This window comes from Amycolatopsis sp. NPDC021455 (assembly GCF_040640995.1).
GTDB lineage: Bacteria > Actinomycetota > Actinomycetes > Mycobacteriales > Pseudonocardiaceae > Amycolatopsis.
The window spans coordinates 1-26117 of record NZ_JBFACT010000063.1; the positions used below are offsets into that span (position 1 = coordinate 1).

Annotated in this window: 26 protein-coding genes; 20 read left to right on the forward strand and 6 right to left on the reverse strand. The window is 68.5% G+C overall.

What is annotated here, in order from left to right; all coding sequences use genetic code 11:
• Positions 1–209 precede the first annotated feature (209 nt).
• Positions 210–806 (forward strand): sigma-70 family RNA polymerase sigma factor, encoded by a 597-nt coding sequence (locus AB0G28_RS39555; RefSeq protein WP_361101876.1) that lies wholly within the window; start codon positions 210–212, stop codon positions 804–806.
• Positions 803–1945 carry a CU044_5270 family protein gene (locus tag AB0G28_RS39560; RefSeq protein ID WP_361101880.1) on the forward strand — a complete coding sequence of 381 codons (1143 nt, stop codon included), beginning with the start codon at positions 803–805 and terminating at the stop codon, positions 1943–1945. The genes AB0G28_RS39555 and AB0G28_RS39560 overlap by 4 nt, the downstream gene beginning before the upstream one ends.
• A 40-nt stretch (positions 1946–1985) precedes the next feature.
• Here AB0G28_RS39560 and radA read toward each other — a convergent pair whose 3' ends face one another.
• A complete protein-coding gene (gene radA, locus AB0G28_RS39565) occupies positions 1986–3344 on the reverse strand; it encodes a DNA repair protein RadA (RefSeq protein WP_361101883.1) in 1359 nt (452 codons plus the stop codon).
• Positions 3345–3383: 39 nt separating this feature from the next.
• Positions 3384–4073 (reverse strand): hypothetical protein, encoded by a 690-nt coding sequence (locus AB0G28_RS39570; protein ID WP_361101886.1) that lies wholly within the window; start codon positions 4071–4073, stop codon positions 3384–3386.
• A gap of 286 nt (positions 4074–4359) precedes the next feature.
• Between AB0G28_RS39570 and AB0G28_RS39575 the strand changes: the two genes are divergently transcribed.
• From AB0G28_RS39575 to AB0G28_RS39615, 9 genes are read left to right on the forward strand one after another with little or no spacing between them, the layout of a single operon-like run.
• Positions 4360–4851 carry a CarD family transcriptional regulator gene (locus tag AB0G28_RS39575; RefSeq protein WP_004559016.1) on the forward strand — a complete coding sequence of 164 codons (492 nt, stop codon included), beginning with the start codon at positions 4360–4362 and terminating at the stop codon, positions 4849–4851.
• A gap of 53 nt (positions 4852–4904) precedes the next feature.
• A complete protein-coding gene (locus AB0G28_RS39580) occupies positions 4905–5534 on the forward strand; it encodes a 2-C-methyl-D-erythritol 4-phosphate cytidylyltransferase (RefSeq protein ID WP_361101889.1) in 630 nt (209 codons plus the stop codon).
• Positions 5531–5998, forward strand: a complete 468-nt coding sequence (gene ispF, locus AB0G28_RS39585; RefSeq protein ID WP_361101892.1) for a 2-C-methyl-D-erythritol 2,4-cyclodiphosphate synthase — start codon at positions 5531–5533, stop codon at positions 5996–5998. The genes AB0G28_RS39580 and ispF overlap by 4 nt, the downstream gene beginning before the upstream one ends.
• A gap of 28 nt (positions 5999–6026) precedes the next feature.
• Positions 6027–6422, forward strand: coding sequence for a PPOX class F420-dependent oxidoreductase (locus AB0G28_RS39590; RefSeq protein WP_361101895.1), 396 nt, complete (start codon positions 6027–6029; stop codon positions 6420–6422).
• A gap of 10 nt (positions 6423–6432) precedes the next feature.
• Entirely contained in the window at positions 6433–6828 is a 396-nt protein-coding gene (locus AB0G28_RS39595; RefSeq protein WP_361101898.1) for a PPOX class F420-dependent oxidoreductase, read from the forward strand.
• Positions 6829–6885: 57 nt separating this feature from the next.
• Positions 6886–7572 carry an HAD family hydrolase gene (locus AB0G28_RS39600; protein ID WP_361101901.1) on the forward strand — a complete coding sequence of 229 codons (687 nt, stop codon included), beginning with the start codon at positions 6886–6888 and terminating at the stop codon, positions 7570–7572.
• A 43-nt stretch (positions 7573–7615) separates the two neighbouring features.
• Positions 7616–9004 (forward strand): cysteine--tRNA ligase, encoded by a 1389-nt coding sequence (gene cysS / locus AB0G28_RS39605; protein ID WP_361101904.1) that lies wholly within the window; start codon positions 7616–7618, stop codon positions 9002–9004.
• Between the two features lie 28 nt (positions 9005–9032).
• Positions 9033–9989, forward strand: a complete 957-nt coding sequence (gene rlmB / locus AB0G28_RS39610; RefSeq protein ID WP_310968968.1) for a 23S rRNA (guanosine(2251)-2'-O)-methyltransferase RlmB — start codon at positions 9033–9035, stop codon at positions 9987–9989.
• 52 nt (positions 9990–10041) lie between these two features.
• Positions 10042–11475 (forward strand): MBOAT family protein, encoded by a 1434-nt coding sequence (locus tag AB0G28_RS39615; protein ID WP_361101908.1) that lies wholly within the window; start codon positions 10042–10044, stop codon positions 11473–11475.
• Positions 11476–11951: 476 nt separating this feature from the next.
• Here AB0G28_RS39615 and AB0G28_RS39620 read toward each other — a convergent pair whose 3' ends face one another.
• Positions 11952–13805, reverse strand: coding sequence for a hypothetical protein (locus AB0G28_RS39620; RefSeq protein WP_361101911.1), 1854 nt, complete (start codon positions 13803–13805; stop codon positions 11952–11954).
• A 335-nt stretch (positions 13806–14140) separates the two neighbouring features.
• Here AB0G28_RS39620 and AB0G28_RS39625 point away from each other — a divergent pair, with 335 nt between their 5' ends.
• The 6 genes from AB0G28_RS39625 (at position 14141) to AB0G28_RS39650 (ending at position 18209) form a co-directional block, all read left to right on the forward strand.
• Positions 14141–14338, forward strand: a complete 198-nt coding sequence (locus AB0G28_RS39625) for a hypothetical protein (RefSeq protein WP_361101914.1) — start codon at positions 14141–14143, stop codon at positions 14336–14338.
• Between the two features lie 35 nt (positions 14339–14373).
• Positions 14374–14979 (forward strand): histidine phosphatase family protein, encoded by a 606-nt coding sequence (locus AB0G28_RS39630; RefSeq protein WP_361101917.1) that lies wholly within the window; start codon positions 14374–14376, stop codon positions 14977–14979.
• A gap of 72 nt (positions 14980–15051) precedes the next feature.
• Complete coding sequence (locus AB0G28_RS39635; RefSeq protein WP_361101920.1) at positions 15052–15675, forward strand: transglutaminase family protein; 624 nt, start codon at positions 15052–15054, stop codon at positions 15673–15675.
• Between the two features lie 140 nt (positions 15676–15815).
• Entirely contained in the window at positions 15816–16829 is a 1014-nt protein-coding gene (locus AB0G28_RS39640; RefSeq protein WP_167441361.1) for a hypothetical protein, read from the forward strand.
• Positions 16830–16831: 2 nt separating this feature from the next.
• Positions 16832–17470: a hypothetical protein gene (locus tag AB0G28_RS39645; protein ID WP_361101923.1), complete on the forward strand. Its 639-nt coding sequence runs from the start codon at positions 16832–16834 to the stop codon at positions 17468–17470.
• 73 nt (positions 17471–17543) lie between these two features.
• Positions 17544–18209: an HD domain-containing protein gene (locus AB0G28_RS39650; RefSeq protein ID WP_361101926.1), complete on the forward strand. Its 666-nt coding sequence runs from the start codon at positions 17544–17546 to the stop codon at positions 18207–18209.
• Here AB0G28_RS39650 and AB0G28_RS39655 read toward each other — a convergent pair.
• Both AB0G28_RS39655 and AB0G28_RS39660 read right to left on the reverse strand, forming a co-directional pair.
• Positions 18206–18856, reverse strand: a complete 651-nt coding sequence (locus AB0G28_RS39655) for a class II aldolase/adducin family protein (protein ID WP_361101929.1) — start codon at positions 18854–18856, stop codon at positions 18206–18208. The genes AB0G28_RS39650 and AB0G28_RS39655 overlap by 4 nt on opposite strands.
• A gap of 277 nt (positions 18857–19133) precedes the next feature.
• A complete protein-coding gene (locus AB0G28_RS39660; RefSeq protein WP_361101932.1) occupies positions 19134–20054 on the reverse strand; it encodes a hypothetical protein in 921 nt (306 codons plus the stop codon).
• A 224-nt stretch (positions 20055–20278) separates the two neighbouring features.
• Between AB0G28_RS39660 and AB0G28_RS39665 the strand changes: the two genes are divergently transcribed.
• Complete coding sequence (locus AB0G28_RS39665) at positions 20279–21454, forward strand: DUF445 family protein (RefSeq protein WP_361102014.1); 1176 nt, start codon at positions 20279–20281, stop codon at positions 21452–21454.
• A gap of 42 nt (positions 21455–21496) precedes the next feature.
• On the opposite strand, the gene AB0G28_RS39670 is transcribed toward AB0G28_RS39665, so the two are convergent.
• The gene (locus AB0G28_RS39670; protein ID WP_361101935.1) at positions 21497–21895 is read right to left on the reverse strand and encodes a hypothetical protein; all 399 of its coding nucleotides are present in this window, start codon (positions 21893–21895) and stop codon (positions 21497–21499) included.
• A gap of 109 nt (positions 21896–22004) precedes the next feature.
• On the opposite strand from AB0G28_RS39670, the gene AB0G28_RS39675 reads away from it, so the two are divergent.
• Both AB0G28_RS39675 and AB0G28_RS39680 read left to right on the forward strand, forming a co-directional pair.
• Positions 22005–24701: a BTAD domain-containing putative transcriptional regulator gene (locus tag AB0G28_RS39675; protein ID WP_361101938.1), complete on the forward strand. Its 2697-nt coding sequence runs from the start codon at positions 22005–22007 to the stop codon at positions 24699–24701.
• Positions 24702–24742: 41 nt separating this feature from the next.
• Positions 24743–25951, forward strand: coding sequence for a DUF445 domain-containing protein (locus AB0G28_RS39680; RefSeq protein ID WP_361101941.1), 1209 nt, complete (start codon positions 24743–24745; stop codon positions 25949–25951).
• Positions 25952–26117: the final 166 nt, after the last annotated feature.

Consider the following 26117-nt stretch of genomic DNA (forward strand, 5'->3'; position numbering starts at 1 on the left):
CTCCTCGCCCCCGCGCGCGCCTCGGGCCCTCCCTTGCCGCTCCTGTATACCGGGCCCGCCCCCCGCCCCCCCCCCCCCCGCGGCGGGGGGGGGGGGGCCCCCCCCCCCCCCCAACGCCACATTGGGGCGCTGGGGGCCGGGACCGCGCGGTCGCGCCGGCCCGGCCAGGTTCGCGTGAACGCTCGCGGGGGCTGCGGGCAACAGGGGGCATGCAGGTGATCCAAGAAGGCGCCGAGGTCTGGGGCGACGACCGTCCCGACCTCGGCGGCCTCGATCCCGGGCCGGCGTTCGCCCGGCTCTTCGACGTCCACGCCCCGCAGCTGCGCCGGTACCTCGCACGGCGCGTCGGGCCCGAAACCGCGAACGACCTCGTCGCCGAGACGTTCCTCGTGGCCCTGCGCCGCCGGGAGAGCTACCGGCCCGAGCTCGGCACGGCCCGCTCGTGGCTCTACGGCATCGCGACCAACCTGGTGCGTCACCAGGTGCGTTCCGAGCTGCGGGGCCTGCAGGCCACCGCGCGGCTCGCGCACGCCGGCGAGCTGAGCCACGCGGCACACGACGGCCGCGTCGCCGAGCAGGTCGACGCGCAGACGCGGGCGGCGCAGCTGGCCGGGGCGCTGGCGCAGCTCAGCCCGGCCGACCGCGACACGCTGCTGCTGGTGTCGTGGGCCGGGCTCGACCCCGCCGAGGTCGCGCAGGTCCTCGGCATCCCGCCGGGGACCGTCCGGTCCCGGCTGCACCGGATCCGGCGCTGGCTGCGGACCAATGCTCCGGCTCAGAACACGAAGGAGGCGCAGACCCCGTGACCGAGAAGAACGTCCACCCGATCTGGTCCGACGCCGAGCTGGACGCGGCCCTCGCGGACCTCCACGCCGACCCGGGTCCCGCCGACGGCCTCGCCTTCGCGCGGGCGTCGCTGGTGGCGGCGGCCGGCACGCCGCTCGACCAAGCACCCTTTCAGCAGGCACCGCCGGCACCGCGGAAGTCCCGTGGCTCGTGGCGCTGGATCTCGGTGGCGGCCGCCGTCGCCGCGCTGACCGCCGGCCTGATCGTCGTCACCGACCACAGCTCCACCCCGGTCAGCCCGGCCGCCACGGCTCAGGCCCCGGGGCTCGACCAGCTGAAGGGCGTCGACCTGCCGGTCGGCTCGGCCGGTTTCTTCCACACGGTCATCTCCTTCTGGGGCGTCAGCGACCGGACACCCGACGGGAAGCCGACCCGCTACCTGGGCACGCAGACCGACACGTGGGTGGCGGTCGACACGGCCGCGAAGTGGCGCCGGCATTCCTGGTTCACGAACAGCCCGGCCGGCCTGCAGGTCCCCGCGCCGCACCAGGAGCCGGTGCCGTCGAAGACGACCGACGAGACCGGCCCCGGCGGGATGTTCCCCGCGGTCGAGGACCACTACAAAGGCCAGAACTTCCAGGGCTCGTGGGAGACCCCGACCGCACCGTTCCTCGCCGCCCTGCCCGCCGACGTCAAGGTGCTGCGCGAGCGGCTCGTCAACGACCAGGGCTCGATGTCGAGCGAGCTGTACCCGGGCAAGCCGAACAGCCCGGGCACGGCGATCCAGATGGTGCGGCAGGTGCTGGAACTCGGCGTGCTCCGCGGCAATGTCCGGGTCGCGCTCTGGCGCGCGCTGGCCCAGGTGCCCGGCATCGTGACCACCCCGGGCAAAGCGGGCCCGGACGGCCGGATCGGCATCGGGTTCACGGCGGACGGCACCGGCGAGACGCTCATCGCCGACCCGGAGTCGGCCCAGCTCATCGGTTACACACTGCCCCAGAAATCGTCGATCAAGCCGAAGGCGACGACCACCACGAGCCCGTCGAGCACGACCGGCTCCAGCACGATGACCACCCAGGCGGCTCCGGAACCCACCGGATCACCGCAGAACGAACTCGAGACGATCTACAAGTACTCGTGGACCCAGACCGACCGATGACCTGCCGGCCGGAGGGCGCTCCTGGGGGTGCGTCCTCCGGTCATCGGGCGTGGCTGGCCGCGTTCAGCGCGTCGGCGACGTTCGACACCTCCAGCACCCGGATCCCCGCCGGCGGCTTGCCCGAATCCGGCGGCACCAGCGCGTGTGTGAACCCCAGCCGCGCCGCCTCGGCGAGGCGCCGTCCCACGCTCGGCACCCGCCGGATCTCCCCGGCCAGCCCGACCTCGCCCACCGACACCAGCCGCGGCGACAGGGCGACGTCCTCGAAGCTCGACGTCAGCGCCAGCACCAGGGCCAGGTCGATGCCCGGTTCGGTGATCTTCATGCCGCCGACCGTGGCCGCGTAGACGTCCTTGTCGCCGAGCTTCAGCCCGCCGCGCTTCTCCAGCACCGCCAGGACCATCGCCACCCGCGCGGAGTCGAGGCCGCTGACCGCCCGCCGCGGCTGGGGCGCCGACGTCGCCGACACCAGCGCCTGGACCTCGCCGAGCAACGGCCGCTTGCCTTCCAGCGACACCGTGATCGCCGTGCCGGACACCGCCTCCTCCGTGCGGCTGATGAACAGCCCGGACGGGTCCGGTACCCCGACGATGCCTTCTTCCTGCAGCTCGAAGCAGCCGATCTCGTCGGCGGCGCCGAAGCGGTTCTTGATGCCGCGGACCATCCGCAGCGTCGAGTGCTTGTCGCCCTCGAACTGCAGCACGACGTCCACCAGGTGCTCAAGCACGCGCGGGCCGGCGACCGAACCGTCCTTCGTGACGTGCCCCACGAGCACGACCGGCAGCCCGCGCTCCTTCGCCAGCGCGACCAGCCCGGAGGTCACCGCGCGGACCTGCGTCACGCCGCCTGGTGAGCCGTCGACCTGCGGGGACGCCATCGTCTGCACCGAGTCGACGATCAGCACGCCCGGCTTGACGTCGTCGACGTGCCCGAGGATGGCCGAGAGGTCGCTCTCGGCGGCCAGGTACATCCGGTCGTGGACGTTCCCTGTTCGCTCAGCGCGCAACCGGACCTGACCCGCGGACTCCTCACCCGTGACGTACAGCGACCGGTCGACGGTCTTCGCCCACTGGTAGGCCACCTCGAGCAGCAAGGTCGACTTGCCGACACCGGGCTCACCCGCGAGCAGCACCACCGCGCCCGGCACCAGGCCGCCGCCCAGCACCCGGTCGAGCTCGGAGACGCCGGTGCGGCGCGCCCGCGCGGCCTCGACGTCGACCTCGCCGATCGGCCGCGCCGGAGCGCTCGGCGCCCCGGCCGCGACGCGCTGGATGGCCGGCTTGACCGGCGCCCCGCGCTCCTCGAACGAGCCCCACTCCTGGCACTCCGGACACCGGCCCAGCCACTTGGCCGCTTCGTAACCGCAGCTTCCGCAGCGGTAGGTGGTCCCCTTCTTCACCCCGCGAGGCTATCGGCGACCACCGACAAAACCGGGGACCTACTCCTTGACGTGCGCCGGCGCCGCCACGGGCAGCTCGACGGTGACCGCCCCGGCGTTCTTGAAGACGAACGTGACCTTGATGACCTGACCCGGCCACAGCGGCTGCTTCAGCGCGGCGAGCGTCACCGTGCCCTGGCCGACCTTCTCGGGCGCGGTCGGCGTCGCGGCGCCGGTCGACGGGACCTCGGACGTCTGGCTCGCGGTGGAGCTGCCCGGGGTGTTGGTCGCCGAGCTGGTGCCGGTCGGGGTGGACGGCGACGTCGGCGTGCCCGACGACGAGGTCGGCGTGGCCGGGGGTGTGGTCTGCACCTCGTTGGTGGACTCGACGGCGTCGTCCGGGCCGATCACGAGGGAGTGGGCCGCGACGACGTCCTTGGCGCCGGCGATGGTCGCCTGGCCGCCGCCCTCGGTCGTCACCGAGACGAGCGAGTCGTCGCGGGTGCCGAGGTTCACGATCGTCAGGGTCAGCGCCGGGGTCGCGCCGGCCGGGTAGCCCGGGCCGGAAGTCGGGTACTGCACCGCGGCGTCACGCAGCGCGATGTCCTTGACCTGGGCGTGCGTACCGTTCACCGCGGCCTGCTGCGTCGCGGTCTGGGTGATCTGACCGGCCCCGCATCCGGCGAGCACGAGCGCGGCACCGAGGGCCAGCGCGGCCGCGCCGAGCACCCGGCGATTCTGCAGCCTCACGTCGCAGTCCTTCCCTTTTCACGGCCTCGTCACCGCGAAGACTAGCCGGGGGCGATCACCCGGGCGGAACCGGTGTGCGTTGCCGCGGCACGGCGCCCAAGATCAACCGTCCACAAAGGATTTCGGGGCCTGTGACGAAACGCTTCCCCGCTACCAGCGTGAGCACGGGGGTCCGACGTTTGTCAACCCCCGCTCAGGCCGCTGACCTGCGAGGACGAGTCCGGCCCGCTAGGTGGGCACTGGCGGACCGTGCTAGGATGGAGTCAGCGAAAGGGGCAGAGGACACATGGTTTTCAAGGTCGGAGAGACCGTCGTCTACCCGCACCACGGTGCCGCACTCATCGAAGCCATCGAGACCCGCGTGATCAAGGGCGAGGAAAAGAAGTACCTCGTCCTCAAGGTCGCGCAAGGGGATCTCACGGTTCGCGTGCCCGCAGACAACGCCGAAATCGTCGGCGTCCGCGATGTCGTCGGGCAAGAAGGACTGGACAAGGTCTTCGACGTTCTGCGTGCTCCGCACACCGAGGAGCCCACCAACTGGTCTCGTCGGTACAAGGCCAACCTCGAGAAGCTCGCCTCCGGCGATGTGAACAAGGTGGCCGAAGTGGTGCGCGACCTCTGGCGGCGAGAGAAGGACCGCGGGCTTTCGGCAGGTGAGAAGCGCATGCTTGCCAAGGCGCGGCAAATTCTGGTCAGCGAGCTCGCGCTCGCGGAGGGCACCGACGAGGACAAGGCTGAGGTCCTCCTCGACGAAGTTCTGGAAACCGCGACGGTCTGAGCCCGGGCCATCCCACTCGACGGGCGGGTGGGTGCCTCTACGATCGCGTACCGATGAATGTCGTCGCGATCGTGACCGTCGCACATCATGCCTCCGACGGAGAGCTTGCTCTCACGCCGGTCCATGGTGAGGCGCTACTCACGCACACCGTGCGGGGGCTGCTCGACGTGCCGGAAATCTCCTCGGTGCTCGTGGCGGCCCCCCAGCGGTGTGCGTCGTCGTTTTCCGAGGCCCTTCGCGGCCTCGGCTGCCGGGTGATCCCCGGCTCGCTCCGGCAGGCCTTCGCCGCCGTCGGGCCCGAGCTGTCCCCTGACTCCGTTGTACTCCTACACGACGCTCTGCGGGCTTTCGTTCATGCGCAAACGGTGCGTGACGCGGTGTTCGCGATCCGTGACGGCGCGTCGGTCGTCGTCCCGGTGCTGCCGATGGCCGACACGGTGAAGGTGACCGACGAGAAGTCGCTGCTCCTCGGCACGGAGGACCGGTCACGGCTGCGCACCATCCAGACGCCGATCGGCTTCACGCTCCCGGCGTTCCGCTCGGTGGAGTCGCTCGACGCGCTGGACCTCGCGGGAGCGGCGACGGTCCCCGGCCATGCGGACGCGATGCGCGTCACCACGGAGTTCGAGCTGTCCCTGGCCGAGGCGATCGCGGCGGCACCGAAGAACGAGGAGACGCTGTGAGGATCGGCAACGGAGTCGACGTCCACCCGGTGGAGCCGGGCCGCGAATGCTGGATGGCGGGGCTGCTGTGGCCCGACGCGGACGGCTGCGCGGGCCACTCGGACGGCGACGTCGCGGCGCACGCGCTGTGCGACGCGCTGCTGTCGGCGGCGGGGCTGGGCGACCTCGGCGCGGTGTTCGGCACGGGCGACCCCCGCATGGACGGCGCCCACGGGGCGGACATGCTCGCCGAGGTCAGGAGCCTGATCGAGGCTGCGGGCTGGCGAGTCGGCAACGCTTCGGTCCAGATCGTCGGCAACGCGCCGCGCGTGGGCAAGCGGCGCGAGGAGGCGCAAAAGGTGCTGTCGGAGGCGGTGGGCGGCCCGGTGAGCGTCTCCGGGACGACGTCGGACGGCCTGGGCCTGACGGGCCGCGGCGAGGGCATCGCGGCCTTCGCGACCGCGTTGCTGCTCGCGGCGGAATAGGCCCACGCCGGCGCCGGTTCGCCGTGATATGGCCCTCACTCTGCCGGACGCCGTCCGCGCCCTGATCGACGGGAAGAACTTCGCCACGGTCGCCACCCTCGACCCCGACGGCGGCCCGCAGACCTCCGTCGTCTGGGTCGGCCTCGACGACGGTGACCTCGTCTTCAGCGCCACCGAAGACCGCCGGAAGGTCCGCAACCTGCGGCGCGACCCGCGCATCAGCGTCTCCATCACCGACGCCGAGAACCCCTACCGGCACACCCAGCTGCGCGGCCGGGTCACGATCACCCCGGACCCCGGCAAGACCCTCCCGAAGACCCTGAGCCACAAGTACCTCGCCCAGGACCCGCCGCCCGACGGCGACGACGTCCAGCGGGTGGTCGTGCGCCTGAAAGCCGAGAAAATCGCCGGCAACGTGAAATAGGGTCCAGACCATGGGTGTGACTTTCAACGAAGCCACGAAGGCGCTCTTCGACGGCAAGAACTTCCCGGTCATCGCGACCATCAACGCCGACGGCTCGGTCCAGACCTCCGTCGTCTGGGCCAAGCGGGACGGCGACACCGTGCTCTTCGCCACCGTCCGCGGGCGCCTCAAGGAGCGGAACATGCAGCGTGACCCGCGCGTCTCGCTGTCGGTGTTCGACCTCGAGGACCCGCTCAAGTACGTGGAGATCCGCGGCCGCGCCGAGATCACCGAGGAGGGCGGCCGCGAGCTGATCAACGAGCTCTCGCACAAGTACGACGGCAAGGACTTCCGCACCGAGCCGCCCGAGGTCGTCCGGGTGGTCGTGCGCGTGGTCCCGGAGAAGATCACGGGCTACGCGGCGTGACGTGACGCGGATCGCGGGCGCCGCTCGAGCGCCCGCGCTCTCGCTAGGCTGAACGCCATGACGATCAGGGCCGTGTTGTTCGACTTCTCCGGCACGTTGTTCCGGCTCGAGCAGGACGAGTCCTGGCTCACCGAACTGACGAACCACAACGGCGATCCGCTCGACATCGAGGCGCAGGCCGAGCTGATGCGCCGGATGACCGCCCCGGTCGGGCAGGTCGTCGAGCTCGACGCGGAGCACCTGCACGCCTGGCACCACCGCGACCGCGACCCGGACCTGCACCGGAAGGTCTACCTCGAGGTGCTCAAGAAGTCCGGTGTCCCGCGCGCCGACCAAGCGAAGGCGCTCTACGACCGGCTCATCGATCCCAGCCAGTGGACGCCGTACCCGGACACCGAAGCCGCGTTGAAGGCCACCGCCGAGCGGGGGCTGAAGGTCGGCGTGCTGAGCAACATCGCCTTCGACATCCGGCCCGCCTTCACCGCCCGCGGCTGGGACGCCTACGTCGACGAATTCGTGCTGTCCTTCGAGGTCGGCGCGGTCAAGCCCGAGCTGGAGATCTTCCGCAAGGCCGTCGAGGCCCTCGGCGTCCCGGCCGCCGAGACGCTGATGGTCGGCGACAGCGAGGAGGCCGACGGCGGCGCCCGCGCGCTCGGCTGCGAGTTCGCGCTGGTCGACCCGCTGCCCACGGCCGACCGGCCGGACGCCCTGCTCACGGCGTTACGCGGGTTCGGCGTGGCTTGAGGGTCTGCGACATCCCTCACGTCCGACCCCGTACCCTTTGAGGGTGACCCTTCACCTTTTCGACACGGCGACCCGGAGCGTACGGGAGTTCCACCCCGTCCGTAGCGGAACGGCGTCGATCTACGTGTGTGGGGCCACCGTGCAGGGCGTACCGCACATCGGGCACGTCCGCGGCGTCCTGAACTACGACGTCCTGCGCCGCTGGCTCGTCCACAGTGGACTGGACGTGCTGCTGGTCCGCAACGTCACGGACATCGACGACAAGATCCTGACCAAGGCCGCCGAGAACGAGCGGCCCTGGTGGGAGTGGGGTGCGACGCACGAGCGCGCCTTCGAGACCGCGTACGAGCAACTGGGCTGCCTGCCGCCGTCGATCAACCCGCGCGCGACCGGGCACGTCACCCAGATGGTCGAGCTGATGGAACGCCTCATCGAGAGCGGCCACGGCTACGTCGCGGACGGCGATGTCTACTTCTCGGTGAAGTCGTTCGACGACTACGGCAAGCTCTCCGGCCAGGTCCTGGAGGACGTCCAGCAGGGCGAGACGCCGACGCGCGGCAAGCGCGACCCGCGCGACTTCACCATGTGGAAGAGCGCGAAACCGGGCGAGCCGTCGTGGCCGACGCCGTGGGGACAGGGCCGGCCGGGCTGGCACCTGGAGTGCTCGGCGATGGCGACGGCGTACCTCGGCGCGGAGTTCGACATCCACGGCGGTGGCATCGACCTGGTCTTCCCGCACCACGAGAACGAGCGCGCCCAGTCCAACGCGGCGGGCGACCCGTTCGCGCGGTTCTGGCTGCACAACGCGTGGGTGACCATGTCGGGCGAGAAGATGTCGAAGTCGCTCGGGAACACCGTGTCGATCCCGGCGATGCTGGAGCGCTATCGGGCGCCGGAGCTGCGGTACTACCTGGTCCAGCCGCACTACCGGTCGACCGTCGAGTACTCCGACGCCGCGGTCTCCGAGGCCGCTCAGGGCTATCGGCGGATCGAGACGTTCCTACGCCGCGCCGCGCAGTCGGGCGCGGTGACGCTGGGCACGATCCCCGAGGCGTTCGCGAACGCGCTCGACGACGACCTCGCCACCCCGCAGGCGTTCGCCGTGGTCCACACCACGGTCCGGGACGGTAACGCCGCCCTCGACGCGGGCGACACCCCCAAGGCACTCGAACTCGCCGCGGCCGTCCGCGCGATGACCGACGTGCTCGGCCTCGACCCGCTGTCCGCGCGCTGGTCGGAGGCGGGCGGTTCCGAAACGCCCACCAAGGAGGCGCTGTCCCGGCTCGTCGAGGGGCTGCTGGCCGAGCGTCAGCAGGCCCGGGCCGAGAAGGACTTCGCCCGCGCGGACGCCGCCCGTGACCGCCTCTCGCAGGCGGGCATCGTGGTGGAGGACACCCCCAACGGTCCTCAGTGGACTGTGAAGTCCGACTGAACCGCTTTCTACGCAAGGAACTTTCACGATGGCAGGCAACTCGCGGCGCCAGGGCGCGATCCGCAAGGCGGGCACCAAGAAGGGTGCCGTCGTCGGCTCGGGCGGTCAGCGCCGCAAGGCCCTCGAAGGCAAGGGCCCGACCCCGAAGGCGGAGGACCGCCCCGGGCACAAGGCCTACCGCCAGGCGAACGCCCAGACCAAGCGCGACCAGGCCCGGCAGCGGAAGGCCGACAAGCCGGAGCTGATCGCCGGGCGCAACCCGGTGGTGGAGGCGCTGCGCGCGGACGTCCCGGGCACGGCGCTGTACGTCGCGCTGAACATCGACATCGACGAGCGCGTCAACGAGGCCGTCCGGCTGGCCGGCGACAAGGGCATCTCGATCCTGGAGATCCCGCGCGAGGAGCTGGACCGCAAGACGAACCGGGCCATGCACCAGGGCCTGGGCCTGCAGGTCCCGCCGTTCGAGTACGCCCACCCGGACGACCTGATGGCGGTGGCCCGCAACTCGGGGCAGACGCCCCTGTTCGTCGCGCTCGACGGCGTCACCGACCCGCGCAACCTCGGCGCGGTGATCCGCTCGGCGGCGGCGTTCGGCGCGCAGGGCGTGCTGCTGCCGGAGCGGCGCAGCGCGGGCATGACGGCGGTGGCGTGGCGGACGAGCGCGGGCACGGCGGCGAAGCTGCCGATCGCGGTGGCGACGAACCTGACGCGGCAGCTCAAGGCGTGGGCGAACGAGGGCCTGATGCTGGTCGGCCTGGACGCCGACGGCTCGGTGGACATCGACGAGCTGGAGCTGGCGGCGGACCCGCTGGTCATCGTCCTGGGCTCGGAGGGCCGCGGCCTGTCGCGCCTGGTCCGCGAGACGTGTGACGCGACGGTGTCGATCCCGATGGCGGCGGGCGTGGAGTCCCTGAACGCGTCCGTGGCGGCGGGTGTGCTGCTCGCCGAGGTGGCGCGGCGCCGCCGTGCCGCCGGGCGGGTCTGACACCACCACCCGGTCGGGTTAAGGTCACCGTCGGATAAACCGAGGGGACCCGATGTCGTTCGTTTCGCCGCTCTTCCTGTGGTACTTCATGCCGGCGGTGCTCATCGCCGTGCTGGTGTGCCCGCGGACCTGGCGAAACGGCATCATCGCGGTCGGCAGCCTGCTGTTCTACACGATCGGCGCCGGGGCGTTCGTCTTCCTGCTGCTGGGCTGCATGGTGGTCAACTTCCTGGCGGGCCCGCTGCTGGCGCCGAGCCCCTGGGACGTCCACGGAGTGCGGCGGCGCCGGATCCTGATCGCGGTGGTCTCGCTCGACGTCGCGGTGCTGCTGATCTGGAAGTACGCGGGGTTCGCGACGCAGCAGATAGCGGCGGTGGCGCACTGGTTCGGCGGCAGCGTGCCGGTGGCGAGCCTGGTGGTGCCGATCGGCATCTCGTTCTACACGTTCCACCACATTTCGTACGTGGTCGACATCTACCGAGGCGAGCGCCAGGCCCTGCGCAACCCGGTGTCGTTCGCGGCGTACATCGCGATGTTCCCGCAGCTGGTGGCGGGCCCGATCGTCAGATACCGAGAGATCGCCGACCAGCTCCCGCAGCTGCGTTCGCATCGTTTGGACGACATCGCGGCGGGCTTCCCCAGGTTCGCGCTGGGCCTGTGCAAGAAGACGATCATCGCGGACTCGCTGGGCCCCCTGGTGGAGGCGTGCTTCAAGGTCCCCCCGGACCAGATGACCTTCGCAACGGCCTGGCTCGGCGCGATCGGCTACACGCTCCAGCTGTTCTTCGACTTTTCCGGCTATTCGGACATGGCGATCGGCCTGGGCCGCATGCTGGGCTTCCGGCTGCCGGAGAACTTCGCGAGGCCGTATTCCTCGGTGACGATCACGGAGTTCTGGCGCCGCTGGCACATGAGCTTGAGCCGCTGGTTCCGCGACTACGTGTACATCCCCCTGGGCGGCAACCGCCACGGCGCGGCCCAGACGTACCGGAACCTGTGCATAGTGTTCGTGCTGACGGGCTTCTGGCACGGAGCACAGTGGACGTTCCTGGTGTGGGGCTGCTACCACGGCGCACTGCTGGTGATCGAGCGCCGCTTCGGCTTCGACCTGGACCCGGCGGTCCGCTGGAAGCGGTATCTCCGCCGAGCCCTCACGATGCTCCTGGTGGTGTTCGGCTGGGTGTTCTTCAGGTCCCCGGACCTGGGCCACGCGCTGTCGATGCTGGGCCACATGCTGATCCCGGACTTCGAAGGCCTCGGCGCGGGCGTGGAGCAGGCGTTCACGAACCAGCGCTTGGTCCTGCTGCTGGCGGCACTGGCGGTGTTCGTGTTGCCGGCCCACCCGGTGACAGGCCCGCTGCTGGAGTCGTCCCGAAGCCGCCCGGCAACGGCCATGCGCATCGGCGTGATGACGGTGGGGTTGTTGTACGCGGCGATCCTGATCGCGACGGGCACGTTCAGCCCGTTCTTGTACTACCAGTTCTGATCTACACCTCGCTTGAGCTGGGTCTTTGGGACTAATGGGCCGTCTAGGCCGTCCCAGGACGTGAGACCAGCCCAGGCGGTTGTCGATCATTCACCAAGCGCATCGTGGCTGATGGCACCAGGTGCGTATACATCCGCAGGGTGAAGCCCGGATCCGTGTGCCCGAAGTACTCCGACACGGCCTTTGATCGACCCGCCACCGCCGAGGCGAAGTAGTGCGGAGAGCGTGCGTGCCGTCGGCTCGAGTCGAGTCCTACAGGCCGGCCGCCTTATCCTGCGGCGTCACCGCCACGGGCTGGAACACCTCCAAGTACGCGCCATTCCCAGACAATGGCACGTCTCGGGTCTTCTCCCGCCGAAATTGATTACATTCCAGTCGGGTAAACTCAGACATCGTCCACTCAAGCCCAACCCGCACTTGGCCAACAAATGATGTCAGTCCTTGACTTTTTGGAAATTTACAAAAGTGCACACGGTCTAGTCATTCAACTTACCAGAATCCCGCACAATGACGCAGTTAGCACGACCTTCTCCTATTACACTACGCGCCCACTTTTCCCTCGTTTCTCCACTGTCAAAGAATTCCTTCGCAACAGTGTGATCAACACCCTCACTCTTCCAAATAGCACGCGCAAAATCTTTCGGGTGAGCTCGGTTGACGGCATCGTACTCGATCTTCGTTCCAGCAATTTCGGTTGAAATCTGAACAATGTTAGGTGCAAACATGTTGGACAACTCTTTGAGAGCACTCAGTACATACACAGTATCCCCGTCACTCCGCTCGATGATTCGCAAAAATGTCCGATAGTCGATGATCTCAGTGTCCTCGCGAGCCCGATCGAAGAACATGCCAGAATTTTGGGAAGTGAGAATTATTTTCTTCACCACTATGACGCCATCGTCCAGTGGCTCCGGGTCCATTGACAACACCTTCTCATAAAGAAATACACTTCCCTCCGGACTCTTGAGCACATTCACAACTCGTTCGAGCTGATCGAACGCCTTCGGCAAACTGTCCCCCCTGAGAACTCGCAGGAAATCCTTTGCCCAAACAGCAGGCAAGGGAGACTTAACTTCGCAAATAAAAACATAGTAGCCAAGAGTTGGCTCTCGCGAAACAATAACGAGGTCGATATCTGGCGCAGTTGCATCCAATTCCCTGAGCAAAATATTCGATCGCGTAAAGTACCCATACCCTCCAATTTGCTGCTCAAGGTGTCGAACAAGCCCCGACCCAATCTTATTGCCAATGTGTGCCAAGAAATGTTCGGGCGACTTTAGTGCGTGCACTCGAAGGAACTGTGCAAGCCAATCCGTTCCAATAACTCGATCAGGAATCATTATATATTCACTCGAATTCGGGTGCCTGACGAGCGGAAAGTACATTGGTTGAAGCTGACCGGAGGCTTCCGAGTAGGTCAGGTCCCTTAAAACCGACTCGACCTCCTCATGTTCCAATTCAGTTGCGCAACACACTTCTTCCAACAAGGCGGAGGCCGGAAACAGAAAGGTAGCCCAGGTTGAATTAGATTCAGCGTAGTACCGATGGTACAGCGCCTTGGTGAGCAAATAACGCGACACCTCATAAAACGCCGAGTAAGAGTACCGCTGGAACCGTATTTCAGAGCTTACGTCACCGAGAACGCTAAAGTTCTTTGTAAGACGGAGATCAGCTTCGCTCGAGATTATCTCAAAGCACTCTTGAATATGGTCATCTTCCCCAAACTCAACCGCGCCGCGAAGGAGTTCGCGAACACGAGCACCGCGTTCACGCGTGACGGAATAAACATCGATAGCGTCAAGTATGCTCATGTTGTCGAGTTGCGCAAACTGTCGCGGAATCGAGGGGTCTTGGAAGCTGATGACAACTCGCTCTTCTTTGAAACTCCACTCAAGCGACTGCGCTGAGTTATATGTATAGTACAGGTACTCTCGTAACATATAGTAATGCGCCATAAAAAATAGATCATCGAGCAATGCTTTGGCGTTGCTAGCCTCTACCGCTGATTCGCCAGGCGTCCTGGTCCCAATCAGCACAGGAAGTGCAACATCCATTCCCCTGCTCAATGTAAGCGCCAAGGGTAGAGAAGTTTCGCTTCGCCAGCTATCTGCGAAGGCCAAAGACACTGCTCCTGCGATGTCAACAATCGCGCGGGCAGGTTCGATACCGCCAAATGTCCTGGTAGAGAATTCCGCATCCAGGAAATTCTCGAATTTCTTGACGTGTTTCAGATTTGCCACAGTCATAAGCCCCTGTAAAAATTGTTGCGTCCGAACTATTACCCTCGTAATACGTAACCCTGAATAGTACCGTAGAACGTTGGCGTCCACTACTGAAATTCGAGCATCAGTCGAGCCATGACAGCCACGGCTGCACTTATTCTGCCGAATTCAGCTCTATGGGATCGAGACGGTCCGGCAAGGGCGCGTGGTCGGCTTGCAACACCGGTCACTAAGCTGTATCGCCGGACGAGCGCACCAACGGCCTCAGGCTCGCCAAAGCCAAGCGCCCCTTTCGGCCCTGGCCACTGGCGCGCGCAGGGGGGCCACCGTCGGCGTCGCGACGGCCAGGAGTACCCAGGAGGCGCAGACCCGAGCGGCGGTTCCTAACTGCCACGTACGTCCGGGCGGCACTCCGATACGTCCGTCACCGACTGCGGCCGGCCGTGTATCGGGATCTCGAACTCGCCCGGCTGATCCACCGCTGGCACGCCGATGAGGACCGGACCTGGCGAGACATCGCCGCCCTCGTCATCAGTCATCTCGGCCTGCCGCACGACGCCGGCCAGCTCGCCGGGCGCGACCTGTGCCTCCGGGCAGCACGGCTGCTGGGCGAGAACCCCGATGCCGAACCGTGGGCCTGATCGGCCACAAGATCGGCACGTGAAAGCCTGACCAGGTGCTCTCGACGCGGTACCTGTTCCTCACCCGCCACGGCGAGACAGCACGAAACGGCGGCCTCACCGAAGCCGGGCAACGACAGGCCGTTCTCCTCGGACGACGCCTCCGCGACGTCCCCGTCACGTCGATCCACCACGGCCCCCTCCCACACGCCACCCAGACCGCCGAACTCATCGCCGCCCAGCTCCCCGGCGTCCCCCTCCATGCCGACAATGCCGTGGGCGACTTCGTCCCCTACACACCGATGCGGGAGGAACTCCCCGAGACCTCGGGCGACCTCCTGCTCGCCTTCGCCCGCCAGCTCCCGCCCGCCGACGAGGAAAGAGCCGCCGAGGCCGAACGGCGGTTCACCGGGCCCGTGCTCGCGAGCGAGCCTCGGTACGAAGTGCTCGTCACGCACCACTTCCTCGTCGGGTGGCTCGTCCGCGCCGCACAGGACGCGCCGCCGTGGCGGTGGCTCACCCTCACTCACGCCCATGCCGGCCTCACCGTCATCCAGTACTCGCCGGGCCGGCCCGCGGCACTCCTCACCTACAACGACCTCAGCCACCTACCCGCCGGACTGCGGTGGACCGGCTTCCCGCCTGACTTTTACGTTCCGTAATCGGCAGGCACATAGCGTAACAGCCAAGAAAATTGGTCTCGCCCGAACGGACGAGCGTGTCACGATGACGGGATGAACGTCGTCCCGTCGCCGACGTCCGATCGGCTCAGCGACTACCTCGCCGCCGATGCCGTCGTCGATCACCAGCACCCGGCGATTCGCGCCCAGGCCGGCGCCCTGTGCGCGAAGGACGACGACCCCACCGAAAGCGCGAAAGCCGCGTTCCTCTTCGTCCGCGACGAGGTCGAGCACGTGATCGACGCCCAGGATCCGCGCGTCACCTGGCGCGCTTCGGACGTGCTCCGCGAGCGCGTCGGGATCTGCCACGCGAAAGCGCACCTGCTCGCCGCTTTGCTTCGGGCGCAAGGGATTCCGGCCGGGTTCTGCTACCAGGAACTCTCCGCGCTGCACGGGCTGAATGCCGTGTACCTGCACGGCAGGTGGTCACGACTGGATGCCCGCGGCAACCGCACGGGCGCCGGCGGGGAGTTTTCGCTCGACGAGGAAAAACTGGCCTGGCCGGTCGACGCGACGAACGGCGAGCGCGATCATCCGGAGATCCACCCGGTGCCCGCGCCCGTCGTCGTGGATTTCCTGATGACCGTCGAACCGGGGCCCGGCTGGTACGAAAAGGGGCTCCCGGCCGCGCTGCGACCCGGTTTTCCGCCATTTTCGGAAAACTCGACCACTCGGTGAATTATTGCCCAGAGTGACGTCCGTCCGTCAGCAGTGTCCCCCGAACTTCTTATTTCGCACACCCTGCGAGGCGCGTAAAGTAACTCCCCGCGCTCGAACAGACACTTTCTGCTCTCGTCCGTTCGAGTGATTCAAGGGAGGTGAAGCACGTGGCCGCGGCTGGCGGACGCCTCCGCCGTACTCCGCTGCAGGAGATCTTCTGGACCAGGACGAGTCTGCTCCTCACGGTGCTCGTCGTGGTCGCCGGCCTGAGCTTGTGGATCGCCGGCCTGATGGAGCCCGGCACCGGCAAGAACCTGGTGACGTCCCTGGGCACCGGCACCCTGATCTCCGCCATCGTCGGGTTCGGCCAGACGCTGATCACCGCCAGCGCCTCGCAACGGGCGCTGGTGACGCCGGTCATCGAAGAGAGCAGGCGCGCGCTGGAAGACCTCAGCGCCGAATACCGGGCGCTGAACAAGGAGTTCTTCCCCACCGACGTCTTCGAGGCGACCACCGACCCCGACCCCGCGTTCAACCGCGCGCTGATGGCCGACCTCGACGCGACGCGGCAGTACTTCTTCCGCGGCTTCTCCGGCCGGCACGCGGCCGCGCGCCTGCTGCTTTCCCGCACCGAACGGGAACTGCGGGCCGTCATCGCCGATCCGCGCGACGCGAGCTCGATCAGCGGACGCGCGCGCTACCTGCTGCGCCGCGAGGCGGCCGACGTCGACTACGAACAGATCCAGACCCGGCTCGACGAAGAGATCCGGATCGGGCTCGTCGGCCTCTTCCTGGCGCGCAGCCGCTGCGCGCAGGTCGACATCACCGTGGTCGCCGACCCGCCGCTGGACCGGCTCGAGATGTTCGACGACAGCGTGTGGGTGTCGCTCTACAGCGACGTCCGCGGCGCCACGAAGCTTTACCCGCGGTCCCTGCGATTCACCGAAGGTTCCTTTCTCTACAACATGGAACGCGCCGAATTCGTGCGCGTCTCGCAGTCCCGGACCGGCCGCCACTTCCGCATCACGTCCGCGACGACACGGACGGATTTCCTGGCGCTGTTCGAGAAGATCACCGGATCTCCGTTGTCCGAGGAGCAGTTCCGCGAGCTGGAGGGCAAGTTCCACGCCTTCCGCGCGGAGTTCTCCGCCGTCGCCGAGCTAGGGAGCTGACCTTGCTCACCCGCCTGTCCCCCCTCACCGAACTGGCCACGCGCCTGCGCACGGCCGGGTTCCCGCTCGCCGCGGACTGGCGCGCGGTCGACGGCTGGTTCCGGCCGTGGGCCGGCCAGGCCGGACTGCGGGAGGAGCTGCGCACCCAGCTCCGCACGCTGTCCGCCAAGCAGGCGGCCAAGGTGCTGCGCTCGTCCCGGGAAACGACCACGCACTTCGCCTGGTGCCTGCTCGACGCGCCGTCCGACCCGTTTTCCTTCTGGCTGCACGAATACAAGGCCCAGGAGGACTGGCGGGAGGGCTACGCGGATTCCGTGCACAACCACAGGTACCACTTCTGCACCACCATCCTCCGTGGTGACTACCTGCACGAGAGGTACGAGACGACGATCGACGGCGGCACCGGGCTGATCGCGTCCGCGCGCCTGCGCCGCCGGACGCTGTGCGCGGCCGGGGCCTGCGCCACCATGCTGGCCGACGAATTCCACCGGATTCCCGAGGCGGCCGCCGGAACGATGACTTTCCTCGTGAAATCACGCCCGGTGAGCAGTTTCAGTCTTTCTTTCGACCCAGCCAGCGGAATCGGTCATCGTCACGTTCCGGTGGAGGTCCGATTGGGGGAATTGGCCGACCGCATCTAGCTACACACCGGCGTCAGCGGCGCTTACCATTACTCCACCCGTCTGAACACCACGGCCGGGATGGGAGAGGTGTATGCGCACGCAGGAACGCACGATCGACCAAACCATCGTCGACACCGTCGTCGGTGCCGTCGAAAGAAGGGTGCACCGGCTTTGCCGCGAGTACGCCGAACGACTGCAGTTCCACGGCTGGCACCACGTGGGTTTCGTCCGCGCGAAGGCGGTCGGTTTCGCCGCGCACAACGGCGCCGACCGCAGCGTGGTGGAGGTGGCCGCGCTGGTGCACGACGTCAACTACCTGGTGCGCCGGAACTCGCCGGCCGCCGCGGGCCGGAGCCTGCGCCTGGAGATCCTCGCGGAGTGCGGCGTGCCCGCGGACGTCGCGCGGTGGATCGACGAGATCGTCGACGAGGCGGAAATGGCCACCCGCGGCCGCGACATTTCGCTGGAAGCGCAGGCCCTGAGCGACGCGGACACGTTGTTCAAGGCGCTGCCGGTGACGCCGGTGGTGCTGGCGCACCGGTACCTGCGCGAGAACGGGCTGAGCCTGCGCGAGCTGGCGGACAAGATCGTCGGCGAGCAGTGCGACGTCCACGACGAGGGGTACTACTTCTACAACCCGGAGGCGGCGGCGACGTACTCGCGCTGGGCGACGGCGAACCTGCAGCTGTGGCAGTGCATCAAGGAGGCGGTCGACGACCCGACGGTGGTCGAACTGCTGGACGCCGTCGCTTCTTAGCCCTGCCCGTAACCCCGCAGCCGTTCGACGACGTTGGCCACCTCGGGCGGCGGCAGCAGGCTGGGCCGCCCGGCACTCTGCGCGAGCAGCCACACGCGGCAGGCCCACTCGAGCTGGAGCGCACGGTGGTAGGCGGCCTCGAGTCCGTCACCGTAGGTGAGGGTGCCGTGGTTGGCCATGAGGCAGCCACGACGCCCTTCGAGCGCTTCGAGAACAGCGGCGGCGAGCTCCGGCGTGCCATAGGTGGCGTAGCGCGCGACGCGCACCGAAGGGCCGATCGTGGCGACGATGTAGTGGATGGGCGGCACCTCACGCACAAGCGTGGACACGGCGGTGGCGTGCGGCGCGTGCGTGTGGACGACGGCGGTGACGGGCTCGCTGTCGGGGTCGCGCACGTCCCAGTAGACGGACAGGTGCACGGGCAGCTCACTGGTCGGCTTGAGCGACCCGTCGACGACGGCACCCCCGAGATCGACGACGGGGATATCGGCCGGCGTGAGACTCGAGTAGGCGACACCCGTCGGAGTGACGGCAACGAGCTCACCGGCCCGCAGGGAGACGTTCCCGGAGGTGCCGACGACCAGGCCGTCACCGACCATCCGGCGCGCGTACGCGCACACGGCGGCCCGCTCGGTCTCGAGGATCATGCGCAGGTCCCGTCTCGTCGGCGATCAAGCAGCTGATGTGCACACTGCCAGCAGCCCACGAGCTTCGGCCAGTTCAATCCTCGATGTCCTGAACGACTCGTTCAGGTCGTCCGATGTCCTGAACGAGTCGTTCAGGACATCGCAGCGGCCATGGAGACCCCTCCCACCACCCCGATACGAAGCCAAAACACGGCCGGCAGTGCCGGGTCAAGGCACGCTTTCCCGCCTTGACCCGGCACTACCGTCCGTAGTCACAATCAGGCTTCGGGGTGGCGAGCTAAGCCTTCGCGGGAGCGGCAGCAGCCTTAGGAGCGGGCGCCGGCTTCCGATCCCCGTTCTCCGCACCCGAAGAACCCGAACCCGAAGCATCCGACGCACCCAACGGACCCGAAGGCTCCGGAGCCAGCAACCGCATGGCCTCCTTGACCGCCACGTCCGTGGCCGCGATCCGCTCGGCGACCTTCGTCCGCAGGTCCAGGGCCAGCTTCCGGTTCTGGTCGGCCGTTGCCTGCTTGGCCCGCGCGTCCGCCAGCGCCGCCTCCGTCTCGGCCTTCTTCCGAGCGAACTCCTCCTCGAAGTCCTTCTTGCGGCGGGCCAGTTCCTCCGCGGCCACCCGGTCGGCTTCCTCGCGCGCGGCCGCGGCCTTCGCCTCCGCCGCCGCGTCCGCTTCCTGGCGGGCCCGCTCGGCCGCCGCGGCCAGCTCGACGCGCTTCGCGCCCGCGGCCGCGTTCAGCTTCTCGATCTCGCTCTTCGCCTCCGCCAGCAGGCGGGCGCGCTCCTCTTCCGCGTCCTTCGCCAGCTTGTCGGCCGTGCGGCGGGTCTCGTGCGCGTACTTGTCCGCCTGGTCGCGGGTCGATGCCGCGTCGGCTTCGGCTGCCGAACGCAGGTCCGCGATCTCCTCCTCGGCCAGCTGCATCATCATCCGGACGCGCTCGGCCATGGCGCCCGCGCCCGAGGGGCTCGAGCTCATCCTGGCCAGCGCGGCCTTCGTCTCGGCCAGCTCCTTCTGCGCGTACGCGAGGGCCTTCGACAGGTCCGCGGACGTCGCGACGGCTTCGTCGCGGCTGCGCGACGTCTCGCGGATCTCCTTGGCCAGCTCGGCGAGGCGTTCGTCGACCTGACGCTGGTTGTAGCCGCGGACACCCACGGCGAACTGGGCGGTCTTCGGGGCGGGGTGAGGCTTCTCAGGCGCGACCATCGGGCCACCTTAATGAGCAAGGGTCCTTCAGGACGTACCGCCAAAAGGATGCATCACGGATACGGTAACCCCCGGTGACGCATGGCAGCCTGACCTCGGTTGACCAGCGGAGACCATTGTGGACATCGGAGGGTGAACCGCGGGCGTCGCTACCCGCCGTCGCGGCACCGGGCCGATAACGTGCGCGCGTGGACTTCGGCACGCACTGGCAGGTGTACGTCACCATGCCGTTCATCGCGGCGATGATCGGGTACGTCACCAAGCGCGTCGCCATCGAGATGATGTTCCGGCCGCTGGAGTTCACCGGGATCCGGCCGTTCCTCGGCTGGCAGGGCGTGCTGCCCGCCAACGCCGAACGCATGGCCGCGACCGCCACCGAGATGCTGACGACCAACCTCGTCGACCCGAAGGAGATCTTCGCCCGGCTCGACCCCGCGCAGGTCGCGAAGGAAATCGAACAGCCGCTGCTGCGGGTCGTCGAGGACGTCACCCGCGAGGTGATGGAGACCTACCAGCCGCGGCTCTGGGAAGTGCTGCCGAACGGCGCGCAGCAGCTGCTGCTCAAACGCGTCCAGGCCGAGGCGCCCAAGGCGATCACCAAGATCATGCGGGAGATCGCCGACAACATCGAAGACGTCCTCGACCTCAAGCACATGGTCGTGACGAACCTCGTCCGCGACAAAGCCCTGCTCAACCGGCTGATCCGCGACATCTCGCGGCCCGAGATGCGGTTCATCGCCCGCTCGGGCATCTGGTTCGGCTTCGCCCTCGGCTGCGTGCAGCTGGCCGTGTGGACGCTGACGCGGTCGCCGATCGTGCTGCCGCTGTTCGGCCTCGGCATCGGCTGGCTGACCGACTGGCTCGCCCTGAAGATGATCTTCCTGCCGCGCGAGCCCCGCCGGTTCTTCGGGCTCTACACCTGGCAGGGCGTCTTCCAGAAGCGCCGCGACCAGGTGGCCGCCGACTACGGCGACATGATCGCCCGCGAGATCATCACCATCCCCAACCTCCTGGAAGCGGTGCTGCGCGGCCCGAAGTCCGACCGCCTGTTCGCGATGATCACCCGCGAGGTGCAGAAGACGATCGACGCGCAAGCGAGCGTCGTCAAACCGTTCGTCGCCATCGCCGTCGGCACGAAGAAGTTCCAGGAGATGAAGCAGACCGCGGCGGCGAAGGCCGCGGAGCGCGTCCCGGAGACGATCCGGTTCGCCGAGAACTACGCGATCAACGCGCTCGACGTGCGCAACACGATCGTGGACCGGATGCGGAAGCTGAGCGCCCTGGAGTTCGAGCAGCTGCTGCGGCCGGCGTTCCGGCAGGACGAATGGAAGCTCATCGCCGTCGGCGCGGTGATCGGCGGGCTCGTCGGGGAGCTGCAGGTGCTGGCGCTGCTCGGGTAGGCGGCCCGCCCCGGGAGGGGACCGGGGCGGACCGGGACCTCGTCAGCCGATGATGGCCTTGAACCAGATGTAGGCGAGCTTGACCTTGCTGAGGATGACGGTGTCCACCGCGGCCACGAAGAGCTGGCAGATGATGCTCGCCGAGCACTTCTGGTAGAGCTTCTGCAGGCTGTCGCCGTGCAGCTTCATGCCGGTCTGCAGCGCGTACATGTCCAGCTTGCCCTTGACCTTGCCGTCGTAGGAGCTGATGAACTGGATCACGCCGTAGGAGCACTGGCTGGGCTTGTCGACGTAGAACTGACGGCCGGTCTGCGACGTGCAGTACATGCTGTAGGTGACCGGCTCCGCGCTCGCGGTGCCCGGGACGGCGAGCGAGAACAGGCCGACGGACAGCAGGCCGACCACGAGCGCGACCACGCCGCGCTTCATCTTGGGGAGCAAGACCGAGTTCCTTCCGGGTCGAACCGGGCATCGGGGGCCCGGTGGATCTTTCGTAGGGTCCCCGCCGGGCCTGGCAACCGGATGGCAAATCGATGGCAGACTTCGCCGCGTGGAAATCCGCCTGCTCGGCCCGCTCGAAATTCGCGACAATTCGGGCGCAACCACGCGAATTTCGTCGCCGAGCCAACGCGTCATATTCGCCGCGCTGGCCCTGCAGCCGGGACAGGTGGTCTCGGCGGAAAGCCTCGTCGACTGCCTGTGGGGGGACGAGCCGCCGGTCACGGCCAGGGAGACCGTGCACAGCCACGTCACGCGGCTGCGGAAGAACCTGCCTGTCGCCGAACGTGCGCGCATTGTCACGAGAGCGCCCGGCTATTCACTGGAGATCGAACCGCGGGACGTCGACCTGTTCCGCGTCCGCGAGCTGCACAAGGCCGCCACCGAATGCGTCGATCACGAAAAAGCGGTCATTCTGGTGAGAGAAGCACGAGCGCTTTCCGGCGGCGATTTGCTCGCCGACGTCGATTCGGAGCTGCTGCGGCAGCGCCACGGGCCCGCCTGGGAAGAGTTCCGCACGCTGCTGGCCGAAGCGTGGATCGACGCCGAAACGGCGTCGGGGAACCACACGGGAGTGCTCGGCGAACTGCGTTCGCTGGTCGCCGAGCGGCCACTGGCCGAACACTTCCGCGGCCGGCTGATGCTCGCCCTGCACGCCACCGGGCAGACCGCCGAAGCGCTGCGCGAGTACCAGGACGCGCGACGAGCCCTGGTCGACGGCCTCGGCGTGGAACCGGGCTCCTACCTGCGCTCGGTCCAGCAGCGGATCCTGGCCGCCCCCGAGCCGGTGGCGGTGCCGGCCGCGTCCGCCTCCGGCCCGGCCGAGCTTCCGCACGCCGTCCGCGGGTTCGTCGGCCGGGAGCCGGAACTGGCCGAGCTGGACGCCGCGATCGCGGACGCGGGCATCGTCGTCGTCCACGGCATGGGCGGGATCGGCAAGACGGCGACCGCGATCCACTGGGCCCACGGCGTCCGTGACCGCTTCCCGCACGGCCAGCTGTACCTGGACCTGCGCGGCTTCGACCACACCGAGGCGCCGATGCGCCCGGCCGAGGCGCTGCCCAGGCTGCTGCATTCGATCGGCGTGCCACCCGGTTCGGTCCCACCGACCGCGGACGAGCAGGCCGCACGGCTGCGCAGCCTGCTCGCCGACCGCCGGATGCTCGTGCTGCTGGACAACGCCGCCGACGCGGAGCAGGTCCGCCCGCTGCTGCCGGGCGGACGCCAGTGCCTCGTCCTCGTCACCAGCCGGACCCGGTTGAGCGGCCTGGTCGCGCGGGAGCACGCGGCGACCGTCCGGCTCGGGCCGTTCAGTCCCGCCGAGTCCGCCGAGTTGCTGGCCGGTTACCTGGACACCGACGACGAAGCGGGCGTCGCCGCGTTGGCGGCGTACTGCGGCCACATCCCGCTGGCGTTGAGCATCGTCGCGGCCGGCGCGCTGGAAGAACCCGGCCGGTCGCCCGCCGAGCTGACCGCGCAACTGCGTGCCGGGCAGCGGCTGGACGCGTTCGAGCTGCCCGGGGAGAACCTCCGGACGGTGTTCTCCTGGTCGTACCGGGCCTTGAGCCCGGCCGCGGCCCGGCTGTTCCGGCTGCTGGCCGCGCACCCCGGCCAGACGGTGAGCGTGGCGGGCGCGGCGGCGCTCACCGCGGCGGACCGGATCGGCACCGCGCTGGCCGAGCTGACCCGGGCGAACCTGCTCGACCAGCACGCCGACGGCCGCTACCGCTGCCACGACCTCCTGCGCGCCTACGCCGCGGAGCTCGTCGCCGAAGATCCCGAAGAATCGACGGCCCGGGAGCGCGTGCTGGACTGGTACCTGCACACGACGGTGGCCGCCGAGGACCGGCTGCGTCCCCACCGGCCGCCGTTCGAGCCGGTCGGCACCGCCACCCCGCTGCGGTTCCCGGACCACCAGAGCGCGATGCGGTGGTGCGAAGCCGAGCAGGCCAACTTGATCGCGGCGATCGACAGCGCCGCCGGCCACGGCCTGCACGAGCACGCCTGGCAGCTGGCGCTCGCGCTTTCGTCGTACTGCTACGCGGGCAAGCGGCGCCGCGCCTGGCTGGAGACCAGCGAGATCGGGCTGGCCTCCGCACGGAAGCTCGGCGACCCGAAGGCCGAAGGCGCGTTGCTCGCCAGCCTCGGTTCCGCCTACGCGGTGAACAGGCAGCACGACGCGGCCATCACGCACTTCCGGCAGGCGCTGGACCTGCACCGCGCGACCGGCGACCGCGACCGGGAGCCGGTGACGCTGAACAGCCTGGCCGTCGCCTACGCCGAGACCCGCCGGTTCGAACCGGCGCTGGCGGCGTTCACGCAGGCGAGGGAACTGCACCGCGACCGGGGGAACGCGCTCGGCGAGGCGCTGGCCTTGATGAACATCGCGCTGGCCAACAGCTCGCTGGGCCGGCTGACGGCGGCGACGGCCCACAACCGCGAGGCGCTGGCCGTGTTCCGCCGGCGCGGGGACCGCTACCACACCGCGATCTGCCTGGCGAACCTCGCCGAGACGTACGCCCTGCGGGACGACCACCGCCGCGCCGTCGACCGCTACCGCCAGGCGATCGAGCAGCACGTCCTCGCCGGCAACGCCTACGGCCGGGCACGGACCCTGATGAACCTCGGCCATTCGCTGTCCCGGCTGGGTGAGCCGGAGCAGGCCCGCGACTGCTGGCGGCACGCCCGGACCGTCTTCGAGGAGCTCGGCGACCCGCAGGCGGCGGAGGCTTCGGCCCTGCTCGGGTAGCCCGGTACGGTTTCGATCTCGGCACGGCGAGGGAGGTCGGAATGGACGCTGTCCTGCACGACCTCGCGCTGCACTGGCCGTTGTACGCGGCGATGCCGTTCGTCGCGGCGCTGATCGGGTACGTCACCAAGCGCGTCGCCATCGAGATGATGTTCCGGCCCCTGGACTTCGTGGGGATCCCGCCGTTTCTGGGGTGGCAGGGCGTCGTCCCCAAGCACGGCGGGCGGATGGCCGCGGTGGCGACCGAGCTCCTGACGGCGAACCTGCTCGATCTTCGCGAGGTGATCGGCCGGATCGACCCGGTGATCATCACGACCGAGCTGGAACAGCCGCTGCTGCGCGCGGTCGACCACATCGCGCGCGAGGTGCTCGCCGAGCACCACCCGCGGCTGTGGGAGGTCATGCCGACGCTGGCGCAGGAGATGCTGATCAAGCAGGTCCAGGCGTCGGCGCCGAAGCTGGTGCGGGAGTTCCTCGACGACGTCCGCGAGAACCTCGACGACGTCCTCGACGTCCAGCACATGACGGTCCAGCGGCTGACGCGCGACCGCGCGCTGCTGGTCCGGCTGATCCGCGAGACGTCCCGGCCCGAGATGGCCTTCATCGCGCGGATGGGCATCTACTTCGGCTTCGGGCTGGGTCTCGTCCAGACGATCGTGTGGGCGTTCACGCGCGAGCCGTGGGTGCTGCCGGCGTTCGGCGGCGTGATCGGGCTGTGCACGGACTGGCTGGCGATCAAGCTGATCTTCGTCCCCCGCGAGCCGGTCCGCATCGGCCGGGTGATCTTCCAGGGCAAGTTCCAGCGGCGGCGCGCCGAGGTCGCGCGGCAGTACGGCGAGCTGATCGCGAACGAGGTCCTGACGGTCCAGAACCTCCTGGACGCCGTCCTGCGGGGTCCCCGCGCCGACCGGCTGGCGGCGCTGGTGGAGCACCTGGTTTCGGAGGCGGTCGACGCGCAGATGCCCCTGGCCTGGACGGTCGGGGGAACGCGCCTACGCGAGATGAAGCACGCGGCGGCCCGGAAGGCCCTCGAACAGCTGCCGGACACGGCGAGGTACGCCGAGGGGTACCTGACCGAGGCGATGGACGTCGCGAAGGTGATCGAGCAGCGGATGCTGGCGTTGACGCCGCTGGAGTTCGAGGGCCTGCTGCGGCCGGCCTTCCGCCAGGACGAGTGGAAGCTGATCGCCGTCGGCGGAGTGATCGGGTTCGTCGTGGGTGAGCTGCAGGTCCTGCTGATGCTCGGTTAGAGCCTGTTGGCGAATGATCATGTGGCTGCTTCGACGGTGCGGGGACTGGCTCCGGAGTGCGTGTCGTCCGTTCAATCACGTGTGTCGGCTCCTCAAGCACGCGTGTCGACCGTCTGATCACGCGAGGAGTTTCGATCAGGTGTATCTCGCGTGGCTGGGCGGTCGA